The sequence below is a fragment of the Pararoseomonas baculiformis genome, from assembly GCF_017813395.1.
Classification (GTDB): domain Bacteria; phylum Pseudomonadota; class Alphaproteobacteria; order Acetobacterales; family Acetobacteraceae; genus Roseomonas; species Roseomonas baculiformis.
This window is the reverse complement of the sequence record NZ_JAGIZB010000003.1, coordinates 108,972-129,002: the sequence shown is the minus strand read 5'-3', so window position 1 is coordinate 129,002 and position 20,031 is coordinate 108,972. Positions and strand designations below refer to the sequence as shown.

Genomic DNA, 20,031 nt, shown 5'->3' with positions numbered 1-20,031 from the left:
CCTAGCGGCCCGCGCGGGGCGGGGCAGGGCGTTCAGGTCAGGAGCGGGCATGGTGTGGCGATCAGATAGGGCAGGGCGGTGCCGGGCGACAGGGCACGGTGGCGCAACAAGGGCTCAGGACATGGCGGGCAGGGCCTGGCCGCCGGCCAGGCGCAGGATGCGGGTGGGCCTTTCCACCCCGATGAGGCGATGCGTGATCAGGATTGCGCTCCGCCCGCCCAGCGCGGAGTCGAGGGTTTCCAGGAAGGCGCGCTCCGTCGCCGCGTCCAGCCCGGCCGTGGGCTCGTCCAGGATCAGGACGGAGGCGGGGGAGAGCAGGGCGCGCGCCAGGGCGATGCGCCTTGCCTGGCCGCCGGAGAAGCGGGCGCCCGCCTCGCCGCAGCGTGTCTCCAGCCCCTCCGGCAGGGCGCGGATCAGCTCCGCGATCCGGGCGCGTTCCAGCGCGTCCCACAGCGCGGCGTCGGGCGCGTCCGGAGCCGCGAGGCGAAGATTGGCGGCGATGCTGTCGTCGAACAGCACGGCTTCCTGGGTGAGGCAGGCGATCCGCGTCCGCACCGCATCGGCCGAGAGCGAGGCGTAATCCACGCCGCCCACGGCGATGCTGCCCTCCTGCGGCGCGGCAAGCTTCAGCAGCAGGGCCGCCAGTGTGGATTTCCCCGCGCCAGAGGGGCCGAGCAGGGCGATGCGGGCACCCTCCGGAAGGTCGAGATCCAGCCCCTCGAAAACTGGCGCGCGGTCCGGTGCCCAGGCGAAGCGCACCCCGCGCATGGAAATCGCGTGGCCCGCCGGCGTGGCAGAGGCGGGCGGGTCCGGCACGGGAACAGGCTGGTCCGCTGCCTCCAACAGGCGGCGGGCTCCGGCCGAGGCAAGGGCAAGCGCCGCGCCAGCACGCGGAAGCGCGCCCAGCGCATCCGCGGCCGCCAGCACGAGGAAAAGCGCCACAACGACCGCCCCGGCCCCGGTGCTGCCCCCGCCAGCACCCCCGGAAATGCCCCAGGCGAGGGCGCCGAGCAGCGCCGCCTGGATCAGCAGCGCCCCGCTGGCCGCGCCGAGGGAACCGGCACGGGAAAGGCGCCGCCGCTCCCGGTCCATCCGCTGGGCCGCGGCCTCGACCCGTGCCAGGGCGCGGGGTTCCGCATTGGCGGCCAGGATGTCCTCCATCGCGACCAGCGGCTCCACGGCCTCGGCGCGCAGGGCGCCTGTGGCGGCGGCGTTGCGGGCGGCGGCGCGGGCCGCGAAGGGTGCGACGAGCAGCGGAAGGAGCAGCGCCAGCGCGATGGGCAGGGTCACGATCGCGGCCAGGGCCAGCGACAAGGCACCGAGGATGGCGGCGATCGCCACCACCACGGCGGCCGCTGCGGCCACGGGCACGAGGGCGCGGAGATAGAACCCGTCCAGCGCCTCGACATCCCCGACCATGCGCCCGAGCAGGTCCCCGGAGCGGTTTAGGCCCGGGCCGGCGGAAAGCCGCTCCGCCAGCCGGCGGAAGAACCAGACGCGTGTATCCGCGAGTGCGCGGAAGGTGGCCTCGTGCGTGGCCATCCGCTCCCCCCAGCGCAGCAGGGGACGCAGCAGGATGAGGGGGCGCATCAGGACAAGGGTGGCCGCGCCGGCCGCCAGGGTGCCGGTTGCCAGGCCGCGGGCCACCCCGCTGCCCGCCAGGGCCAGCAGCGCCAGGCCCGCCAGGGCGGAGCCGCACGCCACCAGGGCGCCCAGCAGCAGCCAGCCCCGGCGCGAGCGCCAGAGGCCGAGGATACGGGCAAGGTCCCGCGCGGCGGTCATGGCGTGGCCACCCGCCGCGGGGCCACAACGCGGCCGTCACGCAGCTCCAGCACGCGGGAGAAGCGGGCCCGAAGCGCGGCGGAATGGCTGGCGATGATCGCCGTACGCCCGGTGCAGAGGCGGCGGAGGCTTTCGATCACCAGCGCCTCCGTCCCGGGGTCCAGATGGGCCGTTGGCTCGTCCAGCAGCACAAGCGGCGCATCCCGCAGGAAAGCACGGGCAAGGGCGACCCGCAGGCGCTGGCCGCCGGACAGCCCGTGTCCACCTTCTCCGACGATCGTGTCCAGCCCGGCCGGCAGGTCATCCGTGAAGGCGGCGACCTGGGCCGCGCGCGCCGCCGCCTCGACCGCCGCGTCATCGGCCTCGGGGCGGGAAAGGCGGATATTCTCGCGGATGCTGGCCCGCAGCAGCACGGGCCGCTGGGGCAGATAGGCGATGAGCCGCCGGCGCTCTGCCGGGGCGAGGGCCAGCGCGTCGCGCCCGTTCAGGGCGATGCGACCCGAATCCGGGGCGGAGAACCCCATCAGCAGCTTCAGCAAGGTGGACTTACCCGAGCCGCTGGGACCGGAGAGCACCAGCGTCTCGCCCGGGAGCACCCGGAAGGAGACATCCTCCAGCGCCAGGGGGCGCCCTGGATCTGGGCGGTGGGTGAGGTGGTCCACCACCAGCGTCACGCTTGGCGGCACCTCCTCCAGCAGCAACCCGGCCGGGGTTGACGCTGCAAGGACGGGAGCGAGGGCGGCGGCGGCGCCCTGGGCGGACATACGTTCGTGATAGGCCACCGAGAAGGCACGAAAGGGGGCGAAGAAGGCCGGCACCAGCAGCAGGCAGAAGAGGGCGGCGACCGGTGCCGGGTGCCCTTCGGCCGCGAGGTTTCCATGGCGCCAGGCAAGGCAGCCCAGCACAGCGGCCGCGACCAGTTCCAGCGTGCCGGTGGAGAGGAAGGCCAACCGTAGCACGCGCATCGTGCGGCTGCGCAGCTCCTGCGCGGCCGCGTCCAGCGCCCGCGCCTCATCCTCCTGGCGGCGGAAGATCACGAGCGTGGGCAGCCCGCGCATGCGATCCAGGAATCGGCCCGAGAGCTGCTGCAGCGCGTCGAACTGCCGCCGGCTGGCCATGGCGGCGCCGATGCCGGACACCGCCATGCCGACTGGCACGAGCAGGCCGGCGGCCATCAGGATCATGCCGCTGACCATGTCCGCGGCGGCGGCCGAGGCCGCGACGGCCAGCGGGGCGGTCACGGCCAGGGCGGCGGCAGGGATCCAGCGGGCGAAATACCCGTCCATGGCTTCCACGCGATCGACGGCGAGGGTCGCGCCCTCGCCCGCGGGGCGGGAGGCCGGCGGCTCTGCGAGCAGGCGGGCGAAGATGCGCCGGCGCAGCCCCGAGCGCGCCGCTTCGCCGGCCTGGGCCGAGGCGCTTTCCTGCGCCACGCCGAGCGCGACCTGGAGCAGGGCCAGGGCCGCGGCCATTCCAAGCTCCGTCCAGCCGGCCTCGCCCAGGCCGAGCAGGGCCGCGAGGAGCGTGGCCAGGATCCAGGCCTGCGCGATCCCGCAGCCCGTGGCCGCGAGACCGAGCAGGATCGGCCGCATCAGGGCCGGGCGCCCCTCCCGCGCAGCGGCGGAGAGAAGGGCGCGGCCAGGGTCACGGGGGCGGTCATGTCCGGCGCGTCGGGGCATTGCGCACCGTATCTAGGGCAAAGCGGCGCCGCGCGAAATGCGGCACGCGGCCTGCATGCGATGCTGTCCCTGTTTCACCGAAGGCGCCCGATGCTCCCGACCCATGGCCGGCATGGCTACCACTCCTGGCGCGGCCGCCCGCAATGGCGCTGGCCCGGCGGAGCGCGGCTGGCCGTCTACCTGGGCGTGAACCTTGAGCATTTCGCCTTCGGCGAGGGGCTGGGCGCGGAGCTTGCGCCCGGCGGGCCACAGCCGGACGTGCTGAACCACGCCTGGCGCGACTATGGAAACCGCGTCGGCGCCTGGCGCCTGCTGGAGACGCTGGACGAGCTTGCGCTGCCCTGCACGGTGCTGCTGAACAGCGCGATCTACGCGCACGCTCCGGAACTCGCCGCCGCCCATCGCGCGCGGGGCGACGAGATGGCCGGCCATGGCCGGACGAATTCCGAGCGGCAATCCATCCTGCCCGAGCCGGAGGAGCGCGCCCTGATCGCCGCCGCGACGGCCGAGATGGCCGCGCGGGAGGGGGTGGCGCCCCGCGGATGGCTCTCGCCCTGGATCGCGGAAAGCCATGCCACGCCCGACCTGCTGGCGGAGGCGGGCTATCGCTACACCCTCAACTGGTGCAGCGACGATCAGCCGGTCTGGCACCGGACAGGTCACGGCCCGCTCATGGCCATTCCCTACCCGCAGGAGGTGAACGACATTCCCTCCATCGTGGCGCGCAAGGACGGGGCGGCGCAGTTCGCGGCGATGATCATCGAGGACTTCGACGAGCGGCTGCGACAGGTGCGGGACGGGGTCGCGCAGGTGATGGGCATTGCCCTCCATCCCTACATCATCGGCCAGCCCTACCGGATGCGGGCCCTGCGGCGCGCCCTGTCCCATATCGCCGTGCGGCGGGAGGATGTCTGGATCACGACCGCCGGGGCGATCTTCGAGCACGCCTGCACCTTGCCGGAGGGAAGCATCCCCGGCGACTGATCGTGCGAGGGCGCCGCCGGCGCCCTCGCGGCGGATCAGAAGGTGACCACGCTGCGGATCGACTTGCCCTCATGCATCAGGTCGAAGGCGGTGTTGATCTGATCGAGGGGCATGGTGTGGGTGATCAGGCTGTCGATGTCGATCTTCCCCTCCATGTACCATTCCACGATCTTCGGCACGTCCGTGCGCCCGCGCGCGCCGCCAAAGGCGGAGCCCTTCCACACGCGCCCGGTGACGAGCTGGAAGGGACGGGTGGAGATTTCCTGCCCCGAGGGCGCGACGCCGATGATGATGCTCTCACCCCAGCCGCGATGGCAGCATTCCAGCGCCTGGCGCATGGTATGCACGTTGCCGACGCATTCGAAGGAGTAGTCGGCGCCGCCATCGGTCAGGTCCTGGATGGCCTGCACCACCTTGTCGCGGCCGACCTCGTCCGGGTTGACGAAATGCGTCATGCCGAATTTGCGCGCCATCTCGGCCTTCGCGGGGTTGAGGTCCACGCCGATGATCCGGTCCGCCCCCACGATGCGAGCGCCCTGGATCACGTTCAGCCCGATTCCCCCCAGCCCGAAGACAACAACATTCGAGCCAGCCCGCACCTTGGCGGTGTAGATCACCGCGCCCAGGCCGGTGGTGACGCCGCAGCCGATGTAGCAGATCTTGTCGAAAGGTGCGTCCTCGCGGACCTTCGCCACGGCGATTTCCGGCAGCACGGTGAAGTTCGAGAAGGTGCTGCAGCCCATGTAGTGCCAGACGGGCTTGTTGGGATTCTCGCAGGAGAAGCGGCTGGTTCCGTCCGGCATCAGGCCCTGGCCCTGGGTGCCGCGGATGGCTGTGCAAAGGTTGCTGCGCTGGGAGAGGCAGGTTTTGCACTGGCGGCATTCAGGCGTGTAGAGCGGGATCACATGGTCGCCCGGCTTCACCGCGGTGACACCCGCGCCTACCTCGCGCACGATGCCCGCGCCCTCATGCCCGAGGATGCAGGGGAACTTGCCTTCGGAATCCAGGCCGGAGAGCGTGTAGGCATCCGTGTGGCACACGCCGGTGGCCATGATCTCCACCAGCACCTCGCCAGCTTTCGGGCCTTCAAGATCGACCATCTCGATGGTGAGGGGCCTGTTCGCCTCCCAGGCGACAGCAGCACGGGTCTTCATGGCGAGGCGGCTCCCCTTGTTGTCGGTGCGGTGTTTCTATCCGTCGCGCGAGGGGCGGACCAGGGGAGGATGCGCGTGACACCGGAGGAGTTGACGAGGCGGGTGAGGGAAGGGGTTCCGCTCGCTGGCGCCCTGGGCATCGAGGTGCTGCGCGCCGGGCAGGACACGGCGCTGCTGCGGCTGCCGCCCTCCACCCTCTCGCTCCGCCCGGGCGGCACGGCCTCCGGCCCTTCGCTCATGACCCTTGCCGATGTGGGGATCTGGGTGCCGCTGCTGGTCGCGACGGGCGGGGCGGATGAGACGCGCACAGCCCAGCTGCAGATCAGCTTCCTCCGCCCCGCCGGCGATGCCGGCGTGCTGGCCGAGGTGCGCATCGTCCGCCAGGGGCGGATGAGCCTCTATGCCGAGGTGTGGATGCGCGGCGAGGGCCAGGAGAAGCCCTGCGCGCATGCCACCTCCACATGGCTGCGCGCGGCTGGCCCGCGCTGAGGCAGCGCTTCAGCGGCTGGCACGCGGCCGCAGCATGATCCGCATCCCGCCTTCCGGACGCAGCGTGAGGCGGAAGCGCGGGACGGGCACCGGGCCGGCCGCGAACTCGAAGCGCTGCAGCAGAATGGCCAGGAAGGTCGTCATCTCGGCCATGCCGAAAGCCGCGCCAGCGCAGACCCGCGGCCCGAGGCCGAAGGGAAGATAGGCGAAGCGGGGGATAGCCTTCGCGTTCTCGGGCAGGAAGCGCTCGGGGCGGAAGCTGTGCGGGTGTTCCCAGATCGACTCATGACGGTGCAGCAGCCAGGGGATGCAGAGAAGCGTGTCGCCAGGCTGGATCGTCCAGCGCCGGATGCGGTCGGTCGCAGCCGGCTGGCGCGCGAGCACGGCGACGGGCGGGTAGAGGCGCATAGCCTCCTGGATCACCGCCTTGGCCACCACCAGCGCGTTCAGGTCCGCCGCTTCCGGCGGTCGGTCGCCGAGCAGGGTGGTCGTCTCCTCCCGCGCACGGTCCTGCCATTCGGGGTGGGTGGCCAGAAGATAGAGCGTCCAGGCCAGGGCGTTGGCCGCCGTCTCGCTGCCGGCGAGGAGGAGCATGGCCACTTCCTCCAGCAGGCCGATCTCGTCCAGCAGGGGCTTGCCGTCCTCCCCGCGAAGGGCGCGCATTCCGCCGAGATAGCCTTCCTCCCCGGGCATGCTGGCGATCAGGCCGGCAACCCGGTGCCGGATATCCGTCGCGGCCCGCAGCGTGGCGCGGCGGTGCCGCCCGGCCAACCAGTTGGGCAGGCCCAGGAGATAGGGGAGGTCGATGACCTGAACCCCGGATTGGAACCGCGTGAAGGCTTCCGCGATGGCCCGCGCCTCGCCCTCGGGAACGCCGGGGCCGAAGATGGCAAGGAGCATCACGTCCAGCGTCGCCGTCGCCAGGTCCGGCGCCACGTCCACCAACCCGCCCGCCGGCCCGGCAAGCCGGGCCCAGCGTGTCGCCAGCTGGCCGCCCACGCTCTGGAACAGGGGCTGGAGCTTGCCGATGCCGGATGGATGCAGCAGGCGGCCGATGGGGGGACGCCGCGAGGACCAGATCTCGCCATGGTTGGCGAAAAGGCTCTCCCCGATCACGGGGCGCAACGCCTGTTCCTTGAAATGGCTCTTGCGGCCGTAATTGGCGGCGCGGGCGATGAAGACCTCCCGCACCACCTCCGGATCATTCACCGCGATGATCTGCCGGCGTCCCATGCGGACCGCCATCACTTGGCGGCGATAGGCCACGCGGGGCAGGGCGGCCAGCACATCGCCGCGAAGCACGGTAAGCGCCTTCAACAGCCCGGGCGTGCGGGCCGGCGGTTCCGGCCGGGGTGGGAGAGAGGAGGGGGAATTCAGGGCTGGACTCCTGGCCCGCATGGGCCCGGCCGCGCCGGTATGGGGCATGGGGCAGGGGCAGGGGGCGGCCCTGTGCTGCATCGCCGCATCATGGCAGCGCGAGCGGGGGGGCAGCAACGCCGCACCGGCACGGATGTGTATTTAGATGAGAATGCCTTGCATCCTCCTTCGCAACTGCTAGAACCCCGGGGCGCCCGGGGAGGCGCGAGTGAGGTTCCGCTCCGCATGTATGTCTGCATCTGCAATGCGCTGACCGACACCCAGATCCAGTCGGCCATCGCGTCCGGCGCCGGTCGCACGCATGACGTCTACGCCGCGTGCAACTGCCGGGCGCAGTGCGGTTCCTGCACGGCCAGCATCCTTTGCATGCTCCGCAGCCGCCCGGCCCAGGCCGAAGGCGAGGCCGCCATGGCGGCAGTCGCGAATTAGTCGCACAGGCCGTTTTAAAACAAAGACTTGACCGGAGAGGCGCACCGCTCCATCTCGGGATCCGAGAAGCACGGAGGCGTGAGCCATGGCCGGCGACCCGAAGGTCATCGAATATCTGAACATCCAGCTCACCAATGAGCTGACGGCGATCAACCAGTACTTCCTGCATGCCCGGACGCTGAACCATTGGGGCGTGACGAAGCTGGGCAAGCACGAATACGAGGAATCGATCGAGGAGATGCGTCACGCCGACGATCTCATCAAGCGCATCCTCTTCCTGGACGGCCTGCCCAACGTCCAGCGCCTGAACCAGATCCTGATCGGCCAGTCCGTGAAGGAGGTCCTGGAGTGCGACTCCAGGCTGGAGCAGAAGGCGATCCAGGACCTCAAGGACGGCATCGCCCATTGCGAGGCCGTGCGGGACTATGTCTCGCGCGACCTGCTGATCCGCATCCTTGCGGATGAGGAGAAGCATGAGGACTTCCTGCACGCGCAGTTCACCCTGATCGAGAAGATCGGGGAGGAGCGCTACACGCTGCTGAACTCCGACGCAGCGCCGGACCAGGATCACTGACGCGCGCGGCCGGAGGACGGATCCTCCGGCCAGACCTTCGGATGATGAGGCCGGGGCCATCCCCGGCCTTTTTCATGCCGGGACGAGTTTGCGGTCCTGAAGCCGCAGGCCCCGATCGTGGAAGGCAGCCACGGCCGGGCGGTGGGCGATGGAAATAACCGCGCTCTCCGCCAGCCGCTCCCGCAGGAGGCGGTAGAGTCGCTCCTCCGCCACCGGATCCAGGCTGGCCGTCGCCTCATCGAGGAACAGGATGTCGGGGCGCTGCAGAAGGGCGCGGGCGATGGCCAGCCGCTGCTGTTCACCGCCGGACAGCACGCGATCCCAGCTTTCGACCATGTCCAGCCGCGGGGCGAGATGCGCCAGGCCCACATCCTCCAGCGCGGCCAGCAGCGCCGCGTCGCCGAAGCTGCGCTCGGGCGAGGGATAGGCCAGGTTTCGCCGCAGGCTGCCGAGGGGAAGATAGGGGCGCTGCGGCAGGAAGAGCATGCGCTTGCCCTCCGGCACCGAAACCTCGCCCTGCCCGAATGGCCAGATGCCGGCGAGCGCCCGGAACAGGGTGGACTTGCCGCTACCCGAGGCGCCGGTAACCAGCACCGCCTCGCCAGGGGCGACGGAGAGCGCCGCATCCTCCAGCAAAGGCCGCCGGTCCGGCAGGGTGACGGTCAGGCCGCTCGCTTTCAGCCCGTCGCGCGGCTCGGGCCGCAGGCTCGGCCCTTCGCCGGAATGGGCCTCGGCGGCGGCAATCGCCTCGTGGAAGCCCGAAAGGCGCTGGACGGTCGCGCGCCAGGCCGCGACCTCGGAATAGTTGTTCACCAGCCAGGACATCGCCTCCTGGACCGATCCGAAGGCGGTGGAGGTCTGGATCAGCCCGCCCAGCGGGATGCGGCCGGCGAAGTAGTTCGGCGCGACCACGACGAAGGGAAAGATCGTCGCCACCTGAGAGAAGCCCGCCGTGAAGAAGGTGAGCTGCTTGGTGGCGGTCATGATGGCCCACCAATTGCCGATCACCGCGCCGAAGCGTCCCTCCAGCGCAGCCTTCTCCTCGGCCTCACCGCGATGGAGGGCGATGCCTTCCACATTGTCGCGCACGCGGACCAGGGCATAGCGAAAATCCGCCTCCACCCTTTCCTGCACGAAGTTGAGGGTGATGAGCTTGCGCCCGATGAGATGGGTGAGCCAGGTGCCCAGGGCCGAGTAGGCCAGTGCCACCCAGACGAGATAGCCGGGGATGGTGACGCCGAACACCGTGATCTCTCCGGAGATGCCCCAGAGAACGAAGATGAAGGAGAGCAGCGTCACCACCGCCCGCATCAGCCCCAGCCCGAGCGTGAGGGTGCTGTCCACGAAGAGGCGCGCATCCTCCGAGATGCGCTGGTCCGGGTTGTCCGTCGCCCGGTCCTGCACCGCCATCCGGTAGTAGGCGCGGTGGTCCAGCCACCGATTGGCAAGGGAGCCGGTGAGCGAGCGCCGCCAGCGGATCTGCAACGCCTGCTTGAGATAGAGCGCGTAGACGGCAACGAGGATGTAGATCGCCGCGATGATGCAAAAGCCCGGGATGAAGCCGAACTGCTCGGTCGGCCCGCCCAGGATCAGCAGGCTGATGAAGGCATCCCAGTCCTTCGTCTCCAGCGCGTTGTAGAAGCCGCGCTGCCAGTAGGTAAGCAGCACGTTCATCCCGACGAGGGCGAGGTTGAGCAGCACGACCACGGTGAGCAGCCCGCGGGCCGCCCATCGCTGCTCGCCTTTCCAGAAGGGCCGCGAGAGAGCCCATGCATCGCGCAGGGCGGCGGAGGTGTAGCGCATCGCCTGAAGGTGTCCGGCTGATATTCGAGCCGGTGAGTGTCTCCTGCCGGCCGCGCCGGTCAATCCGTCGGCGGTGTGGCGGGCAGGCGAAGGCGGATCACGCCGCGCACTTCGGCGGGGGGAACGGGCTTGCCCTTGCGCAGCACCTCCAGCCTGCCCTCCCGCTGGAGCGCGACTGCGGCCTGCCGGACGGGCGTGAGGATGGACTGCCAGTTCTCTGGATAAAGGGCCTTTGCGATGTCACTGGGGCTGAGGCTGCGTCCGGGTGGGCAGGCCTCGGCCTGGCGCAGGATCTCGGCCTGCAGGGCGGGGCGGTCGGGCCGGGCTGTCATGGGGTTCCGTTACGCCCGATCTGGCGCGGGGGGAACCGCCTTCCGGCCGCCCGGCATGAGAAAGGGGCGGGGCCTTTCGGCCCCGCCCCCTCTTTTCCCTCGCGAGAGGTGCTGCGGATCAGCGCAGCACGATCTCGACGCGGCGGTTCTGCGGCTCACGCACGCCATCGGCGGTCGGGACCAGCGGACGGCTCTCGCCGAAGGCCTGGATCGACATCTGATCGCGGGTGATGCCACGGCGCGACAGCTCGGCGGCAACCGCCTCGGCGCGGCGCATGGACAGGCGCTGGTTGTACTGCGGCGTGCCCGAGCGGTCGGCGTGGCCGGCCACCTCGATGCGCGTCGTGCCCGTGCTCTGCACGGCCTGGGCGGCATCCGCGATGATCTGGCGGGCGCGGTCCGTCAGGTCAGCGCGGTCGAAGTCGAAGAACACCAGGTAGGTGCGGGCCGGGGCCGGAGCCTGGGCGGCGGGAGCCGGGGCGAAGGCGGCGACCGGCGCCGGACGCGGCTGGTTGAAGGCATAGCGCACGCCAAGGAAGATCGAGTGGTTCTCGGCGTTGTCGGCGCGGTACTTGCCCGAGGAAACCGTCTGGCCCTGCGGGTTCACCACCCGGCCGTTCAGGTTCGGCTCCAGCGTGCCCATGTAGCGATACTCAAGGGTCAGGGCGAGGCCGGGGACGGAGCGGATCGGGTAGGCGGCGCCGGCGATGCCCTGCCAGGCGAAGCTGCCATCCGTGCCGTCGATCACGACCGAGTTGGAGCCGGCGGCCTGGCGGGTGCCGCGCACACCGTCATACTCGGTCCAGATATAGCCCGCGCCGGCGCCGATATAGGGCACCACCGGGAAGTTCGGGATGTTGAAGTCGTAATAGGCGTTGGCCATCACGCCGTACTGGCGGATATCGCCGCCATTGTTACGGAAGGCGCGAGAGGTCGTCGGGCCGCCGAAGCCGCCGATCTTGTCGACCTCGTTCTGGCGGTAGTTGCCCTCGACTTCGGCTCGCACGCCGTTGCCGAAGCCCCAGCCGAGCGCGACCGCACCGCCCCAGCCCGTGTCCTGGCGGGTCTCGCCATAGGCATTGGTGTTGCGGTCGGTGAAGTAGGTGCGGTTCCCGCCACGCGCCTCGATGTCGCGGTCCATCAGCCAGTTCACGCCGGCGCCGCCAGCGATATAGAGGCCGGTCACCGGGGCCGGAGAGGTCTGGGCCATGGCGGAGGCGGGCACCGCGATGACGGTGGCCGCGAGGAGGGCCTTACGGAACGACATTAGGAACTCATCCTTCGTTGGGGGGCGGGCCGCTATCAGTTGCGGCATGGTGAGAAAGCCCAACGAGCCCCGGGGTTTGCGGTCCCGACATCAACCGCGGTCATAGAATTGCCCTGTGGCAAGAATGCCACGCATCCGTTCCGGCACTGGCATGAAAAAGGGGCAGAGCCTTTCGGCCCCGCCCCCTCTTTTCCCTCGCGAGAGGTGCTGCGGATCAGCGCAGCACGATCTCGACGCGGCGGTTCTGCGGCTCACGCACGCCATCGGCGGTCGGGACCAGCGGACGGCTCTCGCCGAAGGCCTGGATCGACATCTGGTTGCGGGCGATGCCACGGCGCGACAGCTCGGCGGCAACCGCCTCGGCGCGGCGCATGGACAGGCGCTGGTTGTACTGCGGCGTGCCCGAGCGGTCAGCGTGGCCGGCCACCTCGATGCGCGTCGTGCCGGTGCTCTGCACGGCCTGGGCGGCCTCGCCGATGATCTGGCGGGCGCGGTCCGTCAGGTCGGCGCGGTCGAAGTCGAAGAACACCAGGTAGGTGCGGGCCGGAGCCGGGGCAGCAGCGGCGGGAGCCGGGGCGACGGCGGCGACCGGAGCCGGGCGCGGCGTGTTGAACGCGTAGCGCAGGCCGATCATGGCGCTGTGGTTGTAGTTCTCCATCCCCGGAACGGTGGAGCTCGTCGCGCCGGCCAGGGTCTGCGTGCGGCGCACGGGGAAGGTCGGCTCGGTGGTGCCGAAGAAGCGGTACTCGGCCGTCAGGCTCAGGCCGGGAACGCCAAGCGGGAAGGAGGCGCCGGCGATGCCCTGGAAGGCGAAGACGTCGTCCGCGCCGTCACCGAAGCCAACCTGCGAGCGGGTCGGGCGGAAATCGGCCCGCACGCCGTCCAGCTCGATGTGGGACCAGCCGATGCCGCCGCCGATATAGGGGTAGAGGATGGGCTGCGCCCAGCCGAAGCGGCGCAGATCCACGTCGAACAGCAGGTTCGCCATGGCGCCGGCCTGCCAGACATGGCCGGCATTGGTACGGCTGGAAAGGCCGGCCGCGGTGGACCCGTGGAAGTCGTTCTGGCGGTAGAAGCCCTCGATCTCCGCGCGAAGGCCATTGCCGAAGCCCCAGCCAAGGGCGGCGGCGCCGACCCAGCCGGCATCCCAGTTCACCTCGACCGTGGTGGGCAGGCCGGCCGCGCGGGCATTGGCCGCCGTGGCGCCCGAGAGGGAGCGCTCCGTGCCCTGCAGGTAGTTATAGCCGCCACCCACGCCGATATAGAGGCCGGTCACCGGCTGGGCCTGCGCGGCGAGCGGCAGGGTGAGCAGGGTCGTGGCGAGGAGCGCTGCGCGTAGGCGGGGCATCGGGGCTGATCTTCCTTCTGGGGTGCATCCCTGCGGGCAGGGCATCTTGTCGCCGCGAATATGCCGCAGCGACCGGGCTGCTTCACCCCTGCGCTGTCATCGGGAAGTCGCGTGTTGCTGCCCTGCAACATACACGCGTACCAACGCGTCAGAAGCCGCCATTCGTCTCCAAAAAAGCGCGTTCCGCCGGGGTAGTCGGCCGGCCGAGGGAAGCGTTCCGGTGTGGGAAGCGCCCGAATCGGCGAATCACCGCATGGTGCTGCCACGCATAATCGATCACGCCGCCCGGCTTCGTCGTGCGCGTGTCATCCCGAAGCCCTTCGAAGAGCGCGACCGACAGGTCCTGGTCCGCCATCTCCTCGGAATGCTCGAAGGGCAGGTAGAGAAAGACGCGCTGCATGATGGGCAGCCGAAGATCGTGCCGGCGCGCCAGGACAGCCTCGGCCGCAGCGGCACGGGCGGCGGGGTCCGAAGCGAAGGCGCGCGGGGTGCCGCGATGGATGTTGCGCGGCACCTGGTCGAGCAGGAGGCACAGGGCGACCGCACCTTCGGGTTCATCCATCCAGTCCGCGAAGGCACCGGCCGCGGCCCTGTCCGCCGCCTCGGCGAAGCGGTTCCGAAGCATCGCATCGAAGGCGGGATCGGACTGGAACCAGGACTGCCGGAACAGGTCCGGCTCACCGCCGAACCAGGCATCGAGGATCTCGTTCCTCACCGCTCGCCTCCGAGAGCCATGTCGAGCAGTCGTACGCTGTGCAGCGCCTTCCGGCCGGTCAGGTCCTCGATCTGGTGGCGGCAGGAAGTGCCGTCGGCCACAATCACATCATCGGCCGGAGCGGCGCGGACGGCAGGGGCAAGGGAGAGTTCTCCCATGGCCCTGGATGCCTCGATCCGGCGCGCATCATAGCCAAAAGCGCCCGCCATGCCGCAGCAGGAGGAGGTGATCGGCTTCACCTCCAGCCCGGGCACGCCGCGCAGCGCCTTCACCGCCGCCGGGAAAGCGCCGAAGGCCTTCTGGTGGCAGTGGCCGTGGATATGCGCGGCCGGTGCCACCGGCTGCAGCGGAAGCTCTGCCTTCTCCCGCACCAGGAACTCCGAGAGCAGCACAGCCCTGTCCGAGAGCCGGTCCGCCGCTTCGCCCGGCAGCAGCGACTTGAACTCGTCCCGCAAGGTCAGCAGGCAGGAGGGCTCCAGCCCCAGCACCGGCAGGTCGGAGCCGGAGAGCGCATCCATGGTCCGCCGTGCCTCGGCCCGCGCCTCCTCCACCATGCCGGCCGCCAGATAGGTCCGGCCGCAGCAGAGCGGGCGAGCGCTGTCCGCCGCCTTGGGCGAGACGGCGCGGTAACCGGCCGCGCGAAGCACCCGCACGGCAGCGCGCAGGTTCTCCGGTTCGAAATAGCGGTTGAAGGTATCAGCAAGCAGCAGCACGTCGCCGCGGGGTGCCGGCGCCTCCCCGCCCAGGTCGCGGAACGGATCCGGGGCAAAGCGGGGCAGGGCGCGTTCCTTCGAAAAGCCCAGCAGCTTCTCCCCGATGGCGCGGGCGCCCGGCACCCATTCGCGTGCATTGGCCAGGACCGGCGCGCGGGACGCTAGCGGCGCCCATTGGGGAAGCGTTGCGATCAGCCGGTCCTTGGCAGAGACGCCATGCTTCTTCGCGCGGGCGTACTGGGCCTCGATCTTCATCTTGGCCATGTCCACGCCCGTCGGGCATTCGCGCTTGCAGCCCTTGCAGGAGACGCAGAGCGAAAGTGCCTCCGCCACCTCGTCCGAAGCGAGCGCATCGGGCCCGAGCTGTCCGGTGAGGGCGAGGCGCAGCGTGTTGGCGCGGCCGCGCGTCAGATCCCGCTCGTTCCGCGTGGCCCGGAAGCTTGGGCACATGACATTGGCATCGAACTTCCGGCAGGTGCCGTTGTTGTTGCACATCTCCACGGCGGCCAGAAAACCGCCCTGCGGACCAGGCCAGGCCGACCAGTCCAGCACCGGAGTCACGGCCGGATCGGCCGAGTAATCAGGCAGGTAGCGGAACAGGCTGCGGTCATCCATGCGCGGTGCGCGGACAACGCGGCCCGGATTCATCAGCCCTGTAGGGTCGAAGGCGTCCTTCACCGCCTCGAACGCACGGACGATGCGGGGTCCGTACATCTCCTCATGGAACTCGGAGCGGACAATGCCGTCGCCATGCTCGCCGGAATGGCTGCCCTTGTATTCGCGCACCAGGGCGAAGCATTCCTCGGCGATCTGGCGCATGCGGCGCACATCCTCGCCATCCTTCATGTTCAGCACGGGGCGGACATGCAGGCAGCCGACGCTCGCATGGGCATACCAGGTGCCCTTGGTGCCGTGGCGCTCGAAAACCTCGTTCAGGCGCTCGGTGTAGTCGGCCAGATCCTCCAGCGGCACGGCCGTGTCCTCGATGAAAGAGACGGGTTTCCCATCGCCCTTCATGGACATCATGATGTTCAGCCCGGCCTCGCGCACCTCGGCAACCGCGGCCTGGAAGCCGGGGTCGATGCACTCGACCACGGCGCCGGGATAGCCGAGATCGCCCATCATCTCGTCGAGACGCTTCAGCTCTCGCGCCAGCACCGCGTCGTCATGGCCGTGGAACTCGACGATCAGCAGGCTGTCCGGCTCGCCGATCACCATGCGGTCGATGGTCGGGCGGTAGATGCCGATGGAGCGGCCGAGATCGATCATGGTCCGGTCCACCAGCTCCACCGCCTCGGGATCGAGGGTGACGAGGTGCTGGGAGGCCGCCATGGCGGCACGGAAGGTCGGGAACTGGCAGATGCCCAGCGCCTTGCGCGGCTTGATCGGCCAGAGCTTCAGCTCCAGCCCCGCCGAGAAGGCCAGGGTGCCCTCGCTGCCCACCAGGATGCGGGCGAGATTGCCGCGGCCGCTGGCCCGCGCGCCGGGCGTGAGGGATTCCAGATCATAGCCCCCAACGCGCCGCAGCACCTTGGGGAAGCGCGCCGCGATCTCCGCCGCCTCCGCCGCGCCTAGGGCGCGCAGCCGGTTCACCAGCTCGGCCACGCTGCCCGGCACGCCTTCGCCCAGGTTGTCCGGCAGTTCGCCGAAGGTGAAGCGCTCCCCTCCGGGCAGGAGGGCATCGATGGCGCTCACGTTGTCGGCCATCAGCCCGTAGCGGATCGACTTGGAGCCGCAGGAATTGTTGGCGGCCATGCCGCCGATGGTGCAGCGCGCCCATGTGGAGGGATCGACGGGAAAGAAGAGCCCGTCCTTCTTCAACGCATCATTCAGCGCGCCGAGCGCGATGCCGGGCTGCACCGTTGCCCGCATCGCCGCCTTGTCCACCGAGGTGACGTTCCGCAGGTGCTTGCTGCAATCCAGCACCAGGGCGCGGTTCACCGTCTGCCCGCACTGGCTGGTGCCGCCGCCGCGCGGCAGGACCGGCACGCCCTCCTCCCGGCATATCGCCATGGCGGCCGCCACGTCTTCCACGCTGCGGGGGATGAGCACGCCGATGGGCTCGACCTGGTAGATGCTGGCATCCGTGGCGTAGCGGCCGCGGTCACCGGTGCCGAACAGCACCTCCCCCTGCGTCTCCTTCTTCAGGCGCGCGGCCAGGCGGCTGTCGCCGGGGGTGATGCGCGACCGGGTGATGGCATTCATTCGGGCGTCTCCTGCGGACGGCAAACTAGCCGAGGCGGGCTGGGCCGTCGCATCCATAATCCTCATCAATCGAACATGCCGAACTCATTGGCACTTCGTGGGGCAGGGGGCTAGACCGGCGCCGAGAGCGGAGGACGCCCATGGCCTATTTCAGCACCCGGCCCGAAAACGGCCGGCATTTCCTGCAGATCCCCGGCCCGACCAATGTGCCGGACCGCGTGCTCCGTGCGCTCGACAACCCCACCATGGACCATCGTGGCCCGGATTTCGGGCTGCTTGGCAAGCAGGTGCTGGACAAGCTGAAGCCGGTCTTCGGCACCACCGGGCCGGTGATCATCTACCCGGCCTCCGGCACGGGCGCCTGGGAAGCGGCGCTGGTCAACACCCTCTCGCCGGGCGACACCGTGCTGATGTGCGAGACGGGCTGGTTCGCCCATCTCTGGCGCGAGATGGCGGAGCGCCTCGGCCTCAAGCCCCGGCTGCTGGAGACCGATTGGCGCCAGGCCGCCGATGTGCCCGCGATCGAGGCCGCGCTGCGCGCCGACAAGGGGCATGAGATCAAGGCCGTCTGCGTGGTGCACAACGAGACGAGCACCGGCTGCACCTCCCGCATCGATGAGGTCCGCCGCGCCCTGGACGCGGACGGGCATCCGGCCCTGCTGCTGGTGGACACGATCTCCTCGCTCGGCTCGATCGAGTACAGGCACGAAGAATGGGGCGTGGATGTCACGGTTTCCGGCAGCCAGAAGGGGCTGATGCTTCCGCCGGGCCTGTCCTTCAACGCCGTTTCGGAAAAGGCGCTCAAGGCGAGTGAGACGGCGAAGCTGCCCCGCGCCTTCTGGGACTGGAAGCCGATGCTGGCGGCCAACGCCACGGGCTATTTCCCCTATACCCCCGCCACGAACATGCTCTACGCCCTGGACACGGCGCTGGACATGCTAATGGCCGAGGGCCTGCCCAATGTCTTCGCCCGGCATGACCGCCACGCCGAGGCCACCCGCCGCGCCGTGCGCGCCTGGGGGCTTGAGGTGCAATGCGCCGAGCCCCGGCACTACTCCTCCGCGCTCACGGCGGTGCGGCTGCCCGAGGGGCACTCGGCCAACGCGCTTCGCGCCACGATCCTGGAGCGGTTCGACATGTCGCTCGGCAACGGGTTGGGGCGGCTGAACGATCGCGTCTTCCGGATCGGCCATCTCGGCACATTCAATGACCTTTCGCTCATGGGAACGCTGAGCGGGGTGGAGATGGGATTGCGGGTCGCCGGCGTGCCGCACCAGCCTGCCGGCGTCGCCGCGGCGATGGATTACCTCTCCGGCAACGCCTGATCCGGCTCCAGGGACGGGGCACTTGTCTTGCCAGCGCCCCGTTCGCCCCAAGATTCCTGGAATCATGACAGGAGTTTCGGGACATGGCCGCTGTCTTAACGACGAAGGACGTGACGGTGACCGCCCGCACCGGTCCCGATGCAATTCTGATCCCGGCACCCCAAGCGCAGGCCCGCACACGGCGCGGTGGGCCGGCATGACGGAAGCCGTTGCTGACGCAGGCGGAAGATTGCGCCTATGTGCCGGCAGGCATTTCTCTCGGCGCGTCTATTGCTTATATGGGGGTCTGAGAACAGGCTGCGCTGTGCATCTGGCGGGAGTCGTTAGAGCTTGATGGCTTCCAGTCCGACGATGGCTACACATACAGTGCGTTGCAGCCTTCGCCTCATATGTGACCCAACGACTCGGTCCCGGCAGGCCGGAGGCGGGAAAGCCGCCCAATGACCGCGCGTGTCCTGGTGGTCGATGACATCGCCGCCAACCTGAAGCTTCTCGAAGCCCGGCTCAATGCCGAGTATTATGAAGTCTCGCTTGCGAGCTCGGGGCCGGAGGCGCTGCGCCAGGCACAGTCCTGGGGGCCGGACGTCATCCTGCTGGATGTGATGATGCCTGGGATGGACGGCTACGAGGTGTGCCGGCTGCTCAAGGCATCGCCTGTCACCGCCCATATTCCGGTCGTAATGATCACCGCCCTGGTGGATCAGGCCGAGCGGGTGAGGGGGCTGGAGGCAGGGGCGGATGACTTCCTGTCCAAGCCCGTGGACCACGCCACCCTCTTCGCGCGGCTCCGGGCCCTTCTGCGGACGAAGCAGGTGCTCGATGCCTTCCGCCTTCGTGCCGAGACGGCGAGGGACCTGGGCTTCGAACCGATGCCGGACCCGTCCCGCAGCGTCGCGGGAGCCCATGCCCTTCTCGCGACCGAGGATGAAGCGGAAGCCACGGCGCTGTCCGGTATCCTCGCCCAGGACGGCATCGTGGTGACCCGCGCCTCGGATGTGAACATCGCCTGGGACCGCCTGCTGCACGAGGAGTTCGACATCGCTGTTCTCAGCCTCTGGCTCGATGACGGCGAAGGGCTGCGTCTGGCCTCGCGCATGCGGGCGCAATCCGCGACGCGCGAGGTGCCGGTGCTGCTGGTGGCCGATACGGATCAGCGGAACCAGGTGCTACGGGGCTTCGACCTTGGCGCGAACGATCATGTGCTGCGGCCCGTGGATGCCAATGAGCTGCGCGCCCGGGCGCGCAACCAGATCCGACGCAAGCGCTACCAGGAAAGGCTGCGGGCGGACCTGCAGCGCAGCCTGGAGATGGCGGTCACGGACAGCCTGACCGGCCTCCGCAACCGCCGCTATGTCACCCGCCACCTGGAAGGGCTGCTGCGCGCCGGTGGTGCGACGCTTCTGCTGATCGACGTGGACCGGTTCAAATCCGTCAACGACACCTATGGCCATGCCATCGGCGATACCGTCCTGCGCGAGGTGGCAGAGCGCCTGCGCCTGCATCTCCGCGCCGTGGATGTCGTCGCCCGCTTTGGCGGTGAGGAATTCGTGGTCGCCATGGCGCCCCAGCCAGCCGACGACGCCGGGCTGGTGGCGGAGCGCCTGCGGCTTGCCGTCTGTGAGCGGCCGGTGCAGGTGGGCGACAAGTCACTCGATATCAGCATCAGCATCGGCGTGGCTGTGGCCCGGCCGGACTGCACGGTGGATGAGCTGGCAGCCACGGCCGATATCGCGCTCTACAGGGCCAAGGCGCTCGGCCGGAACCGGGTTGAGATCGCGGAACCCAGCGACTGGGCGCGTAGCGAGGCCTGAACACCGGCCCCGCGGCCGCCCGGAGCGCCTGCGCCGTCATCCCG

16 protein-coding genes are annotated in these 20,031 nt (G+C 69.8%); 6 read left to right on the top strand and 10 right to left on the bottom strand.

The window, feature by feature from the left end; all coding sequences use genetic code 11:
* Nucleotides 1-114: 114 nt before the first annotated feature.
* Both cydC and cydD read right to left on the bottom strand, forming a co-directional pair.
* On the bottom strand, nt 115-1,782 hold the full coding sequence (gene cydC / locus J8J14_RS04150) for a thiol reductant ABC exporter subunit CydC (protein ID WP_209378193.1): 1,668 nt from the start codon (nt 1,780-1,782) through the stop codon (nt 115-117).
* Complete coding sequence (cydD, locus tag J8J14_RS04145; RefSeq protein WP_209378192.1) at nt 1,779-3,461, bottom strand: thiol reductant ABC exporter subunit CydD; 1,683 nt, start codon at nt 3,459-3,461, stop codon at nt 1,779-1,781. The genes cydC and cydD overlap by 4 nt, the downstream gene beginning before the upstream one ends.
* Nucleotides 3,462-3,551: 90 nt before the next feature.
* Between cydD and J8J14_RS04140 the strand changes: the two genes are divergently transcribed.
* Complete coding sequence (locus tag J8J14_RS04140; protein WP_209378191.1) at nt 3,552-4,445, top strand: polysaccharide deacetylase family protein; 894 nt, start codon at nt 3,552-3,554, stop codon at nt 4,443-4,445.
* Nucleotides 4,446-4,480: 35 nt separating this feature from the next.
* Here J8J14_RS04140 and J8J14_RS04135 read toward each other — a convergent pair whose 3' ends face one another.
* Nucleotides 4,481-5,599: an S-(hydroxymethyl)glutathione dehydrogenase/class III alcohol dehydrogenase gene (locus J8J14_RS04135; RefSeq protein ID WP_209378190.1), complete on the bottom strand. Its 1,119-nt coding sequence runs from the start codon at nt 5,597-5,599 to the stop codon at nt 4,481-4,483.
* A 75-nt stretch (nt 5,600-5,674) separates the two neighbouring features.
* On the opposite strand from J8J14_RS04135, the gene J8J14_RS25365 reads away from it, so the two are divergent.
* Nucleotides 5,675-6,088, top strand: coding sequence for a PaaI family thioesterase (locus J8J14_RS25365; protein WP_209378189.1), 414 nt, complete (start codon nt 5,675-5,677; stop codon nt 6,086-6,088).
* Nucleotides 6,089-6,097: 9 nt separating this feature from the next.
* Here the strand turns inward: J8J14_RS25365 and J8J14_RS04125 are convergent, their stop codons facing one another.
* A complete protein-coding gene (locus tag J8J14_RS04125) occupies nt 6,098-7,405 on the bottom strand; it encodes a cytochrome P450 (protein WP_209378188.1) in 1,308 nt (435 codons plus the stop codon).
* 285 nt (nt 7,406-7,690) lie between these two features.
* Between J8J14_RS04125 and J8J14_RS04120 the strand changes: the two genes are divergently transcribed.
* Both J8J14_RS04120 and bfr read left to right on the top strand, forming a co-directional pair.
* Nucleotides 7,691-7,894: a (2Fe-2S)-binding protein gene (locus tag J8J14_RS04120; RefSeq protein ID WP_209378187.1), complete on the top strand. Its 204-nt coding sequence runs from the start codon at nt 7,691-7,693 to the stop codon at nt 7,892-7,894.
* Nucleotides 7,895-7,979: 85 nt separating this feature from the next.
* Nucleotides 7,980-8,468 carry a bacterioferritin gene (gene bfr, locus J8J14_RS04115; RefSeq protein ID WP_209378186.1) on the top strand — a complete coding sequence of 163 codons (489 nt, stop codon included), beginning with the start codon at nt 7,980-7,982 and terminating at the stop codon, nt 8,466-8,468.
* 72 nt (nt 8,469-8,540) lie between these two features.
* On the opposite strand, the gene J8J14_RS04110 is transcribed toward bfr, so the two are convergent.
* From J8J14_RS04110 to J8J14_RS04085, 6 genes are all read right to left on the bottom strand, one after another.
* Nucleotides 8,541-10,271, bottom strand: coding sequence for an ABC transporter ATP-binding protein/permease (locus J8J14_RS04110; protein WP_209378185.1), 1,731 nt, complete (start codon nt 10,269-10,271; stop codon nt 8,541-8,543).
* Between the two features lie 59 nt (nt 10,272-10,330).
* Entirely contained in the window at nt 10,331-10,603 is a 273-nt protein-coding gene (locus tag J8J14_RS04105) for a DUF3253 domain-containing protein (RefSeq protein ID WP_209378184.1), read from the bottom strand.
* Nucleotides 10,604-10,721: 118 nt separating this feature from the next.
* Nucleotides 10,722-11,870: an OmpA family protein gene (locus tag J8J14_RS04100; RefSeq protein WP_209378183.1), complete on the bottom strand. Its 1,149-nt coding sequence runs from the start codon at nt 11,868-11,870 to the stop codon at nt 10,722-10,724.
* 214 nt (nt 11,871-12,084) lie between these two features.
* Nucleotides 12,085-13,218, bottom strand: coding sequence for an OmpA family protein (locus J8J14_RS04095; RefSeq protein ID WP_209378182.1), 1,134 nt, complete (start codon nt 13,216-13,218; stop codon nt 12,085-12,087).
* A gap of 148 nt (nt 13,219-13,366) precedes the next feature.
* Nucleotides 13,367-13,933, bottom strand: a complete 567-nt coding sequence (locus J8J14_RS04090; protein ID WP_209378181.1) for a DUF924 family protein — start codon at nt 13,931-13,933, stop codon at nt 13,367-13,369.
* Complete coding sequence (locus J8J14_RS04085) at nt 13,930-16,851, bottom strand: FAD-binding and (Fe-S)-binding domain-containing protein (RefSeq protein ID WP_209378180.1); 2,922 nt, start codon at nt 16,849-16,851, stop codon at nt 13,930-13,932. Before J8J14_RS04085 ends, J8J14_RS04090 begins: the two co-directional genes overlap by 4 nt.
* 140 nt (nt 16,852-16,991) lie before the next feature.
* On the opposite strand from J8J14_RS04085, the gene J8J14_RS04080 reads away from it, so the two are divergent.
* Together J8J14_RS04080 and J8J14_RS04075 are read left to right on the top strand one after the other, a co-directional pair.
* A complete protein-coding gene (locus J8J14_RS04080; RefSeq protein WP_209378179.1) occupies nt 16,992-18,176 on the top strand; it encodes a pyridoxal-phosphate-dependent aminotransferase family protein in 1,185 nt (394 codons plus the stop codon).
* A 440-nt stretch (nt 18,177-18,616) separates the two neighbouring features.
* Nucleotides 18,617-19,987, top strand: coding sequence for a PleD family two-component system response regulator (locus tag J8J14_RS04075; RefSeq protein WP_209378178.1), 1,371 nt, complete (start codon nt 18,617-18,619; stop codon nt 19,985-19,987).
* Nucleotides 19,988-20,031: the final 44 nt, after the last annotated feature.